Genomic DNA, 13,727 nt, shown 5'->3' with positions numbered 1-13,727 from the left:
AGGCTCTGTTGACCTGCTGTATGTGATCCAACAGCTGCCTTCACCGACTCTGACCCGGCCGACCACTCAAGGATTTTTCATGAACGTTTTCTGGTTTCTTCCGACTCACGGCGATGGCCACTACCTGGGCACGACCAAGGGCGCGCGCCCGGTCACGCTCAATTACCTCAAGCAGGTGGCGCAGGCGGCTGATGATCTGGGTTACTACGGCGTGCTGATCCCCACCGGGCGCTCATGCGAAGACTCCTGGGTGATCGCCTCGGCGCTGGTGCCGCTTACTGAAAAGCTCAAGTATCTGGTGGCGATTCGTCCGGGCATTATTTCTCCTACCGTGTCGGCGCGCATGGCGGCAACGCTGGATCGGTTGTCCGGCGGGCGTCTGCTGATCAATGTCGTCACTGGCGGTGACCCCGACGAGAACCGGGGCGACGGCAGCTTCCTCGATCACAGCGAACGCTACGAGGTCACCGATGAGTTCCTGAAGATCTGGCGTCGGGTCTTGCAAGGCGAAGCTGTGGACTTCGAGGGCAAGCACCTGCGCGTGCAGAACGCCAAGGCCCTCTACCCGCCGATCCAGAAACCCTACCCGCCGTTGTATTTCGGCGGTTCCTCCGACGCAGCCCACGATCTGGCCGCCGATCAGGTGGATGTCTACCTGACCTGGGGCGAGCCTCCGGCCGCCGTCGCCCAGAAACTGGCCGATGTACGTGAGCGCGCCGCCCGCAAAGGCCGGACCGTGAAATTCGGTATCCGTCTGCACGTCATCGTTCGCGAAACCAGCGAAGAAGCCTGGAAAGCAGCAAGCACGCTGATCGAGCACATCAGTGACGAAACCATTGCCGCAGCGCAGAAATCCTTCTCGCGCTTTGACTCCGAAGGGCAACGCCGCATGGCTGCCCTGCACGACGGGCGTCGTGACAATCTGGAAATCGCCCCGAACCTGTGGGCTGGCGTCGGCCTGGTACGTGGCGGTGCTGGCACCGCGTTGGTGGGCAATCCCGAAGAAGTGGCGGCACGCATCAAGGAGTACGCAGACCTGGGCATCGAAAGCTTCATCTTCTCCGGTTACCCCCATCTGGAAGAGGCCTACCGTTTCGCGGAGTTGGTGTTCCCGCTGCTGCCTGAGCCGTACGCCAGCCTGGCGGGACGCGGCATCACCAACCTGACCGGCCCGTTCGGCGAGATGATCGCCAACGATCTGCCGCCGCAGGCCAAGTAATGTCGGTGCAACTGCTGACCCTACCTCACTCGCCTGCGCTGGCCACCTCGATCAGGGCCACTGCGCAGGTGTTCGAAGACCCTAAATCCAAGGCTCTGCTGGAGCACGTCAGGCAGGTCGCACCCAGTGATGCCAGCGTGTTGATCATTGGCGAGACCGGCACCGGCAAGGAACTGGTTGCCCGTCATGTTCACGCACTCAGCGCCCGCCGCGACAAACCCTTCGTGGCGGTCAACTGTGGAGCCTTTTCCGAAAACCTGATCGAGGCCGAGCTGTTCGGTCACGAAAAAGGTGCCTTTACCGGCGCGGTTGGCACCAAGGCAGGCTGGTTCGAGGAAGCCAATGGCGGCACGCTGTTTCTCGACGAGATCGGCGATCTGCCCATGAGCCTGCAGGTCAAGCTATTGCGCGTACTTCAGGAGCGCGAAGTGGTACGCCTGGGTTCGCGCAAGAGCATTCCGATCGATGTCCGGGTGCTGGCGGCCACGAACGTACAACTGGAAAAAGCCATCAACGCCGGGCATTTCCGTGAGGACCTTTACTACCGGCTGGACGTGGTCAATCTGGAGCTGAGCCCGCTACGGGAGCGGCCCGGTGATATCCTGCCGCTGGCGCTGCATTTCATTCAGGTCTATAGCCAGCGTCTCAGACATGGCCCTGTCAGGATCAGTCCCGAGGCCGAGCACAAGCTGAAAACCTACAGCTGGCCCGGCAACATCCGCGAGCTGGAAAACGTGATTCACCACACGCTGCTGGTATGCCGTGACGGCGTGATTCAGCGCGACGACTTGCGCATGTCCAACCTGCGTATCGAGCGTCAGGATGAGTCTGCGCAGCAGGAAGAGTCCCCGGAACAGTTGCTGAACCGCGCGTTCCAGACACTGTTCGAGGAACAGGCCGGTGCCCTGCATGAGAAGGTCGAGGACGCGCTGCTCAGAGCCGCGTATCGGTTCTGCCATCACAATCAGGTACACACCGCCAGCCTGCTGGGCCTGACGCGCAATGTCACTCGCACCCGGCTGATCAGGATCGGCGAGCTGGCCGTCAACAAACGCAGACCGGGCGAGGCCCTGCAGGGCGACCGTATGCTGCACCTGTCCGTGTAACCGGACCGTCGCTCAAGGACGAGCCATCACCTGCCCCATGATCCGAAAGCTGCCAAATGTGGCGCTCGTGGCCCGGTAGCGGCGCATCAGCGTGTGCAGATCCAGCTCAGGGTTTTCCACATTGAGCCCGATGTCTTCACAGTGCGGCCTGGAGTGCCAGAGCACATGATGCAAGACACGCACCCCGTCTTCACTGGCCTGCACACTTGAGCTGATGAAGCCTGGGCAGGTCGAGATGAAGCGTTCGTCTCGCACGACCAGCGCATTGATCAGATCGTGCTGATGCTGTGCCTCGACGACGAACTCCACGACCTGACTGAACGGATGTTGAGCAGCTGATAATCCCATGACAGTTCCCCGCTGGTGCTATTGCGACTTAAGTGCAGGCAGGGTAAAACCTCTACCTAACTAGAGGTCAAGCGGATTGCGCGAACATGATTAACCACCCGGAAAAGAAGCCTGCGCCGATGCTCACCGTAGGCCAGTTGGCGGCCCGCAGCGGTGTGGCAGTGACCGCGCTGCATTTTTACGAAACCAAAGGGCTGATCAGCAGCCAGCGTAATGCGGGCAATCAGCGGCGTTACCCGAGAGAAACACTGCGTCGCGTATCGTTGATCAAGGTCGCTCAACGCCTGGGCATTCCGCTGGCCAGCGTTCACACCGCCTTTCAGAACCTCCCCGAGGACCGTGCACCGAGCGCGGCTGACTGGCAGCGGCTGTCCGAGCAATGGAAAACCGAACTGGATGAGCGAATCCGCAGCCTGATCGCGTTGCGCGACCAACTGACCGGTTGCATCGGTTGCGGGTGTCTGTCGATGGAAGCCTGCCCCCTTCGCAACAAGGGGGATGAGCTGGGTAAACGCGGGGCAGGACCTTATCTGCTGGATCAGGCCTGAAACGGAGTGGACTCAGTCTGCCAGATGAATCGCCAGCGCCTTGGCCTGAGTGCTTATATCCATGATGGCAGTGCTTTCCCACCACACCCCTCGCAACGGCGGCCCCATTGCGAACAGGCGCGATGAATGACGACCCTGTGCATCGAGCACGGCACCGTGGGGATCGGCTGCGATGCCCAACGCCAGTGGACCTGGCTGGACCAAACCTCTGGCCAGCAATTGGCGCGGCAGCGGACGGTTGACCCTGCGCCAGTCGTATTCGATGCCGGTGGAATTGACCAGCGCGTCGCCGGTGACCAATGACGGCTGATCCTGCCCCCGATAGCGCAGCGTGATCTGCACCTGTCCGGACGCCAGTCTCCCAACGCCCTGCAACGACGCTGCATCGACGGTCAATCGCCCCGCTTTCACCAGCCGGTCCAGCAAGGCTGCACCCAGCGGCGGCGAACGATGATGATGACTTTCCCACCAGGGCCGCACATGACGGACAAATTGCCGACGCTGCGTGTCAGTGGCCTGACTCCACAGTCGACCAATGTTGGCGCGCACCGTGTCGAGCGGTGCCTGCCAGTCGATCCCGCTCTCGATGGCCAGCTCACATTGTTCGCGGACCTTGCGAAGCAACTGTCGGGTGCTGCGAATGCTGTGATCCTGGCCGAGAAAATCCGGCCATTCAGGCGGCTGTCGTCGAACATGGGGCAACAGTCCGTGACGGGAATAGACCTGAATCGGCCCCCGGTGTCCGGCCTGTTCGAGCGATACCACGGCGTCCACCATCGTCAACCCGGAGCCAATGATCAACACCCGTGCCTGCGGGTCGAGCTCGCGCATGACCTTGACGTTCCATGGATCGAGGGCCATTGCATTGAGCCCGCTCGACTCGCGCTGCGGGGTACGCGACGCCGCGTACATACCGGTCGCCAGTACCGCGAAGTGACCTTGCAGTACGCGGCCATCGGCAAGCGTGGCAGACACTCCGGCGGCCTGTTCCTGAAGATCCACGACTTCACCGCGCACGTGCTCCACGGTCGATCCATGAGTCGCACCCAGTGCCTGGGCTTCCCTCAATCGCTGCTGAACGTAGAGTCCGAACACCCCGCGTGGTGGAAACAGCTTGGCGACGGGCACCCGTTGTGTGGCTGCCTCGGGCCAGCCGCCTTTGGCCAGGTATTCGGTAAGCCAGCGTGTCAGATCGTCAGCGTCATCCGCGTCGGCACTCATGCGAGCCGCATTGCCGTTAAGGGTGTGACCTGTTTCCGTCGCACTGTAAGCCTCACCGCAGCCCAGTTCTTCACGGGTTTCGACAATCAGGATTCGACGCTTTCCCGGTCTGCGCAACAATTGCACGGCCAACAGGGTGCCGCTCAGGCCACCGCCGATAATCAGGAAGTCGGCGGTCATGTTCTTGTCATCGGTCATCGAACGTGGCCTCGCGCAGGCGCCTGAATGAACGGGTTAATAGCATTACAGCACTACGTTGCGTACAAACCTCAGCGTAACGTTATCTTCATTGCAATAGCGATGCGGCTGGCTGCTGGGGAACATATAGAACTCGCCGGGGCCGACGTTGCGAGGTTCGATTCCATCGGAAAACCGAATGGTCAGATGCCCTTCAACGACATAGACCTGCTCGCTCCAGCCTTCCGGATCTGCATCGGCTGAGTACAGGTCGCCGGGCGCCAGACAGAACTCCCACAACTCGACTTCGCGCCGCGCATTGGCCTTGGCCAGCAGAACGGCCTTGCTGCCATTAATTGTGCCAGCCCAGGCCAGTTCGTTGATACGACTATGATCGCGAATGTCCGGGGCCTGGATCAAGTCGCTGAATGCGACGTCCAATGCTTCGGCAACACGGTCCAGGGTCGCCAGGCTGACATTCTTTTCACCGGCCTCGATGGCCACCAGCATGCGCCGACTGACCCCGGACCGTTCTGCCAGCGCAGTCTGGCTGAGGTCGGCAGCGTTGCGCAGGCGTCGCACGTTTTGACTGACGTGCTGCAGTACCGGCGCGCGCAGGGAATTTTCTTTGTCCATGGGAGTGCTCATCCGAATCCGTTGCGCATTATACTGCACACTTTCGCGGCACCATTGTGTGTCGACCCTCTTGTCACAAGCAAGGCCGTGGGATCTGGAGCCGACATGAAGTCTATCAGCCGTACACCCCGTATCAGCAAGGCGGAAGCCGTACTGATCTTCATTACCATGCTGTGGGGCGGTACGTTCCTTCTCGTGCAGCACGCCATGACCGTCAGTGGTCCGATGTTCTTTGTCGGCCTGCGCTTCGCTGCTGCCGCCGTGATCGTCGCGCTGTGCTCGATGAACGTCATGCGCGGCCTGACGCTGCTGGAGCTCAAGGCCGGCGTCCTGATCGGTGCGGCAATCATGCTGGGCTACGGCTTGCAGACCATCGGTCTGCAGACCATTCCCAGCAGCCAGTCGGCGTTCATCACTGCGCTCTACGTACCCTTCGTGCCGTTGCTGCAATGGTTGGTGCTGGGACGGCGCCCTGGCCTGATGCCCAGCCTGGGTATCGTACTGGCCTTCACCGGACTGGTATTGCTCTCGGGTCCGCAGGGCACTTCGCTACAGATGAGCCCCGGTGAAATCGCCACGTTGATCAGCGCCGTGGCCATCTCTGCCGAGATCATTCTGATCAGCGCCTACGCGGGCAAGGTGGATGTGCGACGGGTGACCGTGGTGCAGCTGGCGACCGCCTCGGTTCTGGCCTTCCTGATGATCGTCCCGACCCAGGAGCACCTGCCGGACTTCTCCTGGCTGCTGGTGCTCATCGCCGTGGGCCTCGGCGCCATGAGCGCGGTGATTCAAGTGGCCATGAACTGGGCCCAGAAAAGCGTCTCGCCGACACGGGCAACGGTGATTTATGCCGGTGAACCCGTATGGGCCGGCATTGTCGGACGACTGGCGGGTGAGCGCTTGCCCGGTATCGCATTGGTGGGCGCAGCGCTTATTGTGGTCGGCGTCATTGTCAGTGAAATGAAACGCCGTTCAGTGACTGTAGAGCAGACATGCACTGACGAAGACGGCTTTAAAAAACCGGATTGACGCAACAGTCCGATGCTGTAATCGACATCCGCCCCGGTGAAGCTGGCGTACAAAACGCCATCAGACACTTTTTGTAGGAAATTCGGAAAACTGTCCCTTTGGTATCGAAGTGTCTGGCACGTATGATGCTTGATATTTCCCTGCAGATTAGAAGCCTATGTCCCTGATAGTTCTACTGCTTCTGCCTTTCATCGGCAGCTGTCTGGCGGCGTTTTTGCCGCACAATGCGCGTAACGCAGAATCCCTTCTTGCAGGTCTCGTCGCCTTGATCGGCGCGGTTCAGATGGCCTTCTGGTTTCCGCAGATCGCAGACGGCGGCGTCATCCGCGAAGAATATTTCTGGCTGCCGAGCCTAGGGCTGAATTTCGTCCTGCGCATTGACGGCTTCGCCTGGCTGTTTTCAATGCTGGTGCTGGGGATCGGCGCACTGGTATCGCTGTATGCCCGTTATTACATGTCGCCGGACGACCCTGTACCCCGCTTCTTCGCATTCTTTCTGGCTTTCATGGGCGCCATGCTCGGACTGGTGATGTCCGGCAACCTGATTCAGATCGTGTTTTTCTGGGAACTGACCAGCGTGTTCTCGTTCCTGCTGATCGGCTACTGGCACCACCGCGCCGATGCCAGGCGCGGCGCCTACATGGCGCTGATGGTCACCGGCGCAGGCGGTCTGGCCTTGCTGGCGGGGATGATGATCCTCGGCCATATCGTTGGCAGCTATGATCTGGACCGCGTTCTGGCTGCCGGCGACGCCATCCGTGCCCACGCGTTGTACCCGGTCATGCTGACCCTGGTGCTGATCGGCGCACTGAGCAAAAGTGCACAGTTTCCGTTCCACTTCTGGCTGCCCCACGCCATGGCCGCCCCCACGCCGGTCTCGGCCTATCTGCACTCGGCAACCATGGTCAAGGCAGGCGTCTTTCTCATGGCGCGCCTGTGGCCTGCCCTTTCAGGCACCGAGCAGTGGTTCTGGATCGTCAGCGGTGCCGGAGCCTGCACCCTGATTCTCGGCGCCTACGCCGCGATCTTCCAGAATGACCTGAAAGGCCTGCTGGCCTACTCGACCATCAGCCACCTTGGCCTGATCACGCTTCTGCTGGGCCTCAACAGCCCGCTGGCTGCCGTCGCTGCGGTGTTCCACATCCTTAACCACGCCACCTTCAAGGCCTCGCTGTTCATGGCGGCGGGCATCATCGACCACGAAAGTGGAACCCGGGATATCCAGCGACTCAGCGGGCTTATAAAGCTGTTGCCCTACACCGCGACGCTGGCCATGGTCGCCAGTGCTTCAATGGCGGGCGTACCGCTGCTCAATGGTTTTCTGTCCAAAGAGATGTTCTTCGCCGAAACCGTATTCATTTCTGCCACGACCTGGGTCGAAATCGCGCTGCCCGTGGTAGCGACCATTGCCGGTGTGTTCAGCGTGGCCTATTCGTTACGCTTCACCGTCGATGTCTTCTTCGGCCCGGCCGCCAAGGACCTGCCGCACATGCCCCATGAACCGCCGCGCTGGATGCGTGCGCCGGTCGAGTTTCTGGTACTGGCCTGCCTGATCGTCGGCATCTTTCCGTCCCAGTCGGTCGCGCCCTTGCTGGCTGCAGCGGCTCAACCGGTGGTGGGAGGAACCTTGCCCGAGTACAGCCTGGCGATCTGGCACGGCTGGAACGCGCCGATGATCATGAGTCTGGTGGCAATGGCGGGAGGCATCATTCTGTACCTGCTGCTGCGCAACTCCCTCAAGACCGACCGGTTCCCCGTTCCGCCACTGATAGGCCGCCTCAACGGCAAGCGCTTTTTCGAACGCAGTCTGGTGGTCGTGATGCACTGGGCGCGGCGCTTCGAGCGCAAGGTCAGCACGCGCCGGCTGCAGCCGCAGTTGTTCCTGCTGGTACTGGCGGCCGTCATGGGCGGTTTCATTCCGATGTACTTCAGCGGCCTGACCTGGGGAGACCGTCCGAAGATTCCGGGCTCCGGCGTGTTCGTGACACTGTGGCTGATCGCGATTGTCTGCGCACTCGGCGCAGCATGGCAGGGCAAATATCACCGCCTCGCGGCACTGGTCATGGTCAGCGTCTGCGGCCTGATGACCTGCATCACCTTCGTCTGGTTCTCGGCGCCTGATCTGGCCCTGACCCAACTGGTCGTGGAAGTCGTGACGACCGTACTGATTCTGCTCGGGCTGCGCTGGCTGCCGCGCCGTAACGAAGATGTCGCGGCCACCAGTACGCGCCTCAGAGCCCGCACCCGCCGGATCCGCGACTTCGTGCTGGCGGTCATGGTCGGTCTCGGCATGGCGATCCTGTCCTACGCCATGCTGACCCGCCAGACACCAAACGCCATTTCCTCGTTCTACCTGAGCCGCGCCCTCCCGGAAGGCGGCGGCACCAACGTGGTCAATGTGATGCTGGTGGATTTCCGCGGCTTCGATACCTTCGGCGAGATCACCGTGCTGGCCGCTGTCGCCCTGACGGTCTTCGCCCTGCTGCGCCGTTTCCGCCCGCCCAAGGAGAGTATTCCATTGCCTGCCCAGCAGCGTCTGCTGGCGCGCGACGTCGTCACCGACCTGATCAACCCGCGCGGCGCCAGCGACACCGCACTGGGCTTCATGATGGTCCCGGCCGCACTGGTACGCCTGCTGCTGCCGATCGCCTTCATCGTGTCGATGTACCTGTTCATGCGCGGCCATAACGAGCCAGGCGGTGGTTTCGTTGCCGGGCTGGTCATGTCGGTGGCGTTCATTCTGCAATACATGGTCGCCGGCACGCAGTGGGTCGAAGCGCAGATGAGCCTGAGGCCCTTGCGCTGGATGGGCACCGGCCTGCTGTGCGCCGTGCTCACCGGGGCAGGCTCGATGGCGCTGGGTTATCCCTTCATGACCACCCACACCGCGCATCTGCATCTGCCGATCCTGGGTGATATTCACTTTGCCAGCGCACTGTTCTTCGACGTCGGCGTTTACGCCGTGGTCGTGGGTGCCACCCTGCTGATCCTCACCGCACTGGCTCACCAGTCGGTACGCAGCCATCGCCCGACCCCGTTGCCCAAGCCCGTCGCCAACCCGCAAGGAGCCCTCTGATGGAAGAAGTCATCGCAATTGCCATCGGCGTTCTGGCCGCATCGGGTGTGTGGTTGATGCTGCGACCACGAACGTTCCAGGTGGTAATGGGGCTCTGCCTGCTGTCCTATGGCGTGAACCTGTTCATCTTCAGCATGGGCAGCCTGTTCATCGGCAGAGAGCCGATCATCAAGGACGGCGTTCCACAGGACCTGCTCAACTACACCGATCCCCTGCCACAGGCACTGGTGCTCACGGCCATTGTGATCAGTTTTGCCATGACCGCGCTGTTTCTGGTGGTGCTCCTGGCTTCCCGAGGCCTGACCGGCACCGACCACGTTGATGGCCGGGAGCCCAAGGCATGAGTTGGCTGAATCAACTGATCATCGCCCCGATACTTCTGCCACTGGCGACTGCCGGGCTGATGCTGTGGCTGGGCGAGAAACGTCGTCCGCTCAAGGGCCGTATCAATCTGTTTTCCAGCATGATCGGGCTGGGTATCTCCGTCGTGCTGCTGTTCTGGGTTCAGGACACCGGCAGCACCGGCTCGATAGGTGTGTACCTGCCGGGCAACTGGGGCGTGCCGTTCGGCATCGTGCTGGTGGTGGATCATCTGTCGGCCATGATGATGGTGTTGACCGGCATTGTCGGCGTCTGCGCGCTGCTGTTCGCCCTGGCCCGCTGGGACCGGGCCGGAGCCAGTTTCCACGCGCTGTTCCAGATTCAGTTGATGGGCCTGTACGGCGCGTTCCTGACCGCCGATCTGTTCAACCTGTTCGTGTTTTTCGAAGTCCTGCTCGCAGCCTCCTACGGTCTGATGCTGCATGGCTCCGGGCGCGCCAGGGTCACCTCGGGCCTGCATTACATCTCGATCAATTTGCTGGCGTCGTCACTGTTTCTGATTGGCGCAGCCCTGATCTACGGGGTCACTGGCACCCTGAACTTTGCAGACCTCGCGATAAAGATCCCGCAAGTGTCCGAAGCCGATCAGGGCCTGCTTCACGCAGGTGCGGCGATTCTGGCCACCGCGTTTCTGGCCAAGGCTGGCATGTGGCCGCTGAACTTCTGGCTGGTGCCTGCTTACTCTGCAGCCAGCGCCCCGGTCGCGGCGATGTTCGCGATCATGACCAAGGTTGGCATTTACACGCTGCTGCGGCTGTGGACGCTGCTGTTTTCCGGCCAGGCCGGTGCGTCGGCCTTTTTTGGCGGCGACTGGCTGATTTACGGCGGCATGGCGACCATCGTCACGGCGGCCATCGCAATCATCGCGGCCCAGCGACTCGAACGTATGGCCAGCCTGAGCATTCTGGTGTCGGCAGGCATTCTGTTGTCGGCCATCGGATTCGCTCAGCCGAGCCTGACGTCCGGCGCACTGTTTTATCTGGTCAGTTCCACGCTGGCCATGAGCGCAATGTTCCTGCTGGCCGAACTGGTCGAGCGCTCGCGGTCGGCCAACGAGATTCCTCTGGAAGAAGACGCCGACCAGTTGCCGCGTACCCTGGAGTCGCTGCATCCGCCGCCCGGGACCAACCTGGACGAAGAGCAGAAAGTCGTGGTCGGGCAAGTCATCCCGGTCACCATGGCGTTTCTGGGCCTGAGCTTCGTGATTTGCGCGCTGCTGATCATCGGCATGCCACCGCTGTCGGGCTTCATCGGCAAACTGACGCTGCTCAGCGCGCTCATGAACCCGCTCGGTCTGGACGTGGCGCAGGACGAAGCCCTGTCGACCCCTGCCTGGATGCTGATCGGTCTGCTGATCTTCTCCGGCCTTGCGTCGCTGATCGCTTTCTCCAGACTCGGCACCCAACGATTCTGGACGCCATACGAGCGCCCTTCGCCAATTCTGCGTCGCAACGAATGCCTGCCGATTATCATTCTGCTGGGCCTGTGTGTTGCCCTGACGTTCAAGGCCGAACCATTGCTGCGTTACACCCAGGACACGGCAGCCGCCCTGCATGAACCCAAGCAGTACGTGCAGTCGGTTCTGGCGACGCGTCCGGTGCCCGGCCCCAACAGCAACGCTGGCGCGCCGGAGGTACAGCCATGAAACGCCTGTTTCCTGCGCCTGTCTTTTCGCTGGCTCTGTGGATGTTGTGGCTGGTACTGAACCTGTCGATCAGTCCGGGACATCTGTTGCTCGGTGCCGTGCTGGGCTTTCTGGCCCCACTGCTCATGGCACCGCTGCGACCGATGCCGGTGCGCATTCGCAAGCCGGGCACCCTTCTCAAATTCCTGCTGATGGTTGGACGGGATGTGGTTGTCTCCAACATTCAGGTCGGGGTGAGTGTCTGGCGACTCAAGCGTCGTCCACCGCGCTCGGCCTTCGTACGGATACCGCTGGACCTGCACGATGCCAACGGCCTTGCGGCCCTGGCGATGGTGACTACCGTCGTGCCGGGGACCGTCTGGTCGGAACTGGCGCTGGATCGCAGCGTGCTGCTGATGCATGTCTTCGATCTGGAGGACGAGGCGCAATTCATCGAGCACTTCAAGACCGTCTATGAGCGCCCCTTGATGGAGATTTTCCAATGAGTGCCCTGCTCGACAATGCCATTCTGGTCAGCCTGCTGATCTTCGCCCTGTCCATGGTCATTACGCTGATCCGGCTGATCAGAGGACCCTCTGCCCAGGACCGCGTCCTGGCGCTGGATTACCTGTACATCACCGCGATGCTGATGATGCTGGTACTGGGTATCCGTTATGCCAGCGACACGTATTTCGAAGCCGCCATGCTGATTGCACTGTTCGGCTTCGTCGGCTCATTCGCCCTGGCCAAGTTTCTGCTGCGCGGAGAAGTAATCGAATGACTTCACTACCGATGAACGTCCCTTTCTGGGCCGAGGTACTGACTGCCGTGCTGTTGATTGCCAGCAGCCTGTTCACGCTGACCGGCGCACTGGGTCTGCTGCGCCTGAGGGACTTTTTCGAGCGAATGCACCCGCCTGCGCTCGCCTCGACAATGGGTGCCTGGTGCGTCGCACTGGCCTCGATCATCTATTTCTCCGCACTCAAGTCAGAGCCGGTGATTCACGCCTGGCTGATTCCTGTGCTGCTGGCGATCACAGTCCCTGTGACCACACTGCTGCTGGCGCGGACCGCACTGTTCCGCAAACGCATGGCCGGCGATGACGTACCGGCAGAAGTCAGCGGCGGGCGCAATGAAGGCGAATCCGCTGGCGGATGACCCTGCAATCGCCAGCGTTATTCGCTGGCCTTGAACGATAGTTCGCCCTTGCGCCATTTCGCAGCCTTGCCGACGGCGGTCTTGAGCGTCTTGCTCATGCCGGATTGAAGCTGTTCTGTGGCGGCAAACACCATGAACACCGTATGGCCTTCCTTGAAGACGATACCGTGACCTTCCGCAGTATCGACGAACGCGTAATCGCCAAGACCGTAGACAGTCAGTTTTATTTCGCGAAACCTGATTTCGAATTTCCCGCCTTCACGGCTCGGAAGGACAGAGGCGCGAAAATGATCGCCGACCTTGAGTTCAAGGCGCGGCTTGTCATCGACGACCATGGCGGACTCGGTGTCGATCTCTGCGATGTAGATGCCTTCGGCCGACTGTTCGGTGACGTAGACAAAACGTGATTGAAACTGCTTGACCAACTGTGCCCGCAGATCGCCGAGCACGAACAACGCGTGCGTATCCAGGTTGCTTACCGCCAAAGTACAAACCCCCAACGTGATAAATGATGCTGCCCGGTATGCGGGCAGTTGAAAGTCGTTCATCCGTGTTGCCGCATGGCGCGGCCAAGACCTGCTGACGCGCTGCACTGCGGTGTGCCAGGCAGGCCACCCCGTACCCTGTGCAGGCTGGCGACGGATTCTACCGGCTCACAGCGTCAGCGGGATATATACCTTTTGTACAAACGATGTCGTAGACGCGCCACCTGCGATTGACCCCGGACGCGAGGGACATGTAAGGGGCACCTGATTCTTACTGGAGAGAACTCGTCACCGGTATGAACATAGCACTTGCCTTGCGTCCAGGAAAAGTCAGCGTATGCAGAAGGAAAAAAAGCATCGAACTCTTGTCCGGCCCCACCACTCCGATACTGAACCAATGACTGTACGGGGTTCGCCCTCGTCGAGGAGATGACATGGAATTGCCCAACCCTGACCTGCCAGGCCTGTTCGCCCAATTGGGTCTGGACAATGACGAGACAAGTATCGATGCTTTCGTTGCGCAACATCGATTGTCCGATGATGTGAAACTGATCGACGCCGAATTCTGGACACCTCAACAGGCAGCATTCCTCAAAGAAGAGCTGCGCGCCGACGCCGAGTGGGCGCCTGTGGTCGACGAACTGAATGTTCTTCTGCACAAAAAACCCTGACAGCATAAGAGTGATGCAGGCCAGCCTGCATCACTCTTGCGTCAAGGC

Annotated in this window: 15 protein-coding genes; 11 read left to right on the top strand and 4 right to left on the bottom strand. The window is 60.9% G+C overall.

Annotated elements, in window-relative coordinates; translation table 11 throughout:
- Positions 1 to 79: 79 nt before the first annotated feature.
- Positions 80 to 1,219, top strand: a complete 1,140-nt coding sequence (gene ssuD / locus JTJ32_RS04485; protein WP_025995890.1) for an FMNH2-dependent alkanesulfonate monooxygenase — start codon at positions 80 to 82, stop codon at positions 1,217 to 1,219.
- Complete coding sequence (locus JTJ32_RS04480; protein ID WP_099228480.1) at positions 1,219 to 2,325, top strand: sigma-54 interaction domain-containing protein; 1,107 nt, start codon at positions 1,219 to 1,221, stop codon at positions 2,323 to 2,325. The genes ssuD and JTJ32_RS04480 overlap by 1 nt, the downstream gene beginning before the upstream one ends.
- Before the next feature lie 12 nt (positions 2,326 to 2,337).
- Here JTJ32_RS04480 and JTJ32_RS04475 read toward each other — a convergent pair whose 3' ends face one another.
- Entirely contained in the window at positions 2,338 to 2,673 is a 336-nt protein-coding gene (locus tag JTJ32_RS04475) for an antibiotic biosynthesis monooxygenase (protein ID WP_210041058.1), read from the bottom strand.
- An 86-nt stretch (positions 2,674 to 2,759) separates the two neighbouring features.
- On the opposite strand from JTJ32_RS04475, the gene soxR reads away from it, so the two are divergent.
- Positions 2,760 to 3,221 (top strand): redox-sensitive transcriptional activator SoxR, encoded by a 462-nt coding sequence (gene soxR, locus JTJ32_RS04470; RefSeq protein WP_236059157.1) that lies wholly within the window; start codon positions 2,760 to 2,762, stop codon positions 3,219 to 3,221.
- 12 nt (positions 3,222 to 3,233) lie between these two features.
- Here soxR and JTJ32_RS04465 read toward each other — a convergent pair whose 3' ends face one another.
- Both JTJ32_RS04465 and JTJ32_RS04460 read right to left on the bottom strand, forming a co-directional pair.
- Entirely contained in the window at positions 3,234 to 4,640 is a 1,407-nt protein-coding gene (locus tag JTJ32_RS04465; protein ID WP_210041056.1) for an FAD/NAD(P)-binding protein, read from the bottom strand.
- Positions 4,641 to 4,685: 45 nt separating this feature from the next.
- Positions 4,686 to 5,255 (bottom strand): helix-turn-helix domain-containing protein, encoded by a 570-nt coding sequence (locus tag JTJ32_RS04460; RefSeq protein ID WP_210041054.1) that lies wholly within the window; start codon positions 5,253 to 5,255, stop codon positions 4,686 to 4,688.
- Between the two features lie 105 nt (positions 5,256 to 5,360).
- Between JTJ32_RS04460 and JTJ32_RS04455 the strand changes: the two genes are divergently transcribed.
- The 7 genes from JTJ32_RS04455 to JTJ32_RS04425 all read left to right on the top strand — a co-directional run bounded on the left by JTJ32_RS04455 (position 5,361) and on the right by JTJ32_RS04425 (position 12,523).
- Entirely contained in the window at positions 5,361 to 6,284 is a 924-nt protein-coding gene (locus JTJ32_RS04455; protein ID WP_099228476.1) for a DMT family transporter, read from the top strand.
- Between the two features lie 157 nt (positions 6,285 to 6,441).
- Positions 6,442 to 9,360 (top strand): monovalent cation/H+ antiporter subunit A, encoded by a 2,919-nt coding sequence (locus JTJ32_RS04450; RefSeq protein WP_184320009.1) that lies wholly within the window; start codon positions 6,442 to 6,444, stop codon positions 9,358 to 9,360.
- On the top strand, positions 9,360 to 9,704 hold the full coding sequence (locus JTJ32_RS04445; RefSeq protein WP_004883771.1) for a Na+/H+ antiporter subunit C: 345 nt from the start codon (positions 9,360 to 9,362) through the stop codon (positions 9,702 to 9,704). The genes JTJ32_RS04450 and JTJ32_RS04445 overlap by 1 nt, the downstream gene beginning before the upstream one ends.
- Entirely contained in the window at positions 9,701 to 11,386 is a 1,686-nt protein-coding gene (locus JTJ32_RS04440; protein ID WP_184320006.1) for a monovalent cation/H+ antiporter subunit D, read from the top strand. The genes JTJ32_RS04445 and JTJ32_RS04440 overlap by 4 nt, the downstream gene beginning before the upstream one ends.
- Complete coding sequence (locus tag JTJ32_RS04435; RefSeq protein ID WP_184320003.1) at positions 11,383 to 11,871, top strand: Na+/H+ antiporter subunit E; 489 nt, start codon at positions 11,383 to 11,385, stop codon at positions 11,869 to 11,871. Before JTJ32_RS04440 ends, JTJ32_RS04435 begins: the two co-directional genes overlap by 4 nt.
- On the top strand, positions 11,868 to 12,146 hold the full coding sequence (locus JTJ32_RS04430; protein WP_099228472.1) for a K+/H+ antiporter subunit F: 279 nt from the start codon (positions 11,868 to 11,870) through the stop codon (positions 12,144 to 12,146). Before JTJ32_RS04435 ends, JTJ32_RS04430 begins: the two co-directional genes overlap by 4 nt.
- The gene (locus JTJ32_RS04425) at positions 12,143 to 12,523 is read left to right on the top strand and encodes a Na+/H+ antiporter subunit G (protein WP_210041052.1); all 381 of its coding nucleotides are present in this window, start codon (positions 12,143 to 12,145) and stop codon (positions 12,521 to 12,523) included. The genes JTJ32_RS04430 and JTJ32_RS04425 overlap by 4 nt, the downstream gene beginning before the upstream one ends.
- 17 nt (positions 12,524 to 12,540) lie before the next feature.
- Here the strand turns inward: JTJ32_RS04425 and JTJ32_RS04420 are convergent, their stop codons facing one another.
- Positions 12,541 to 13,008, bottom strand: coding sequence for a hypothetical protein (locus JTJ32_RS04420; RefSeq protein WP_029241447.1), 468 nt, complete (start codon positions 13,006 to 13,008; stop codon positions 12,541 to 12,543).
- A gap of 434 nt (positions 13,009 to 13,442) precedes the next feature.
- Here JTJ32_RS04420 and JTJ32_RS04415 point away from each other — a divergent pair, with 434 nt between their 5' ends.
- Positions 13,443 to 13,679: a DUF2789 domain-containing protein gene (locus tag JTJ32_RS04415; RefSeq protein ID WP_099228470.1), complete on the top strand. Its 237-nt coding sequence runs from the start codon at positions 13,443 to 13,445 to the stop codon at positions 13,677 to 13,679.
- Positions 13,680 to 13,727 lie beyond the last annotated feature (48 nt).

Source organism: Pseudomonas alliivorans (assembly GCF_017826695.1).
GTDB classification, from domain to species: Bacteria; Pseudomonadota; Gammaproteobacteria; order Pseudomonadales; family Pseudomonadaceae; genus Aquipseudomonas; species Aquipseudomonas alliivorans.
This window is presented reverse-complemented; position numbering and strand designations above follow the sequence as displayed.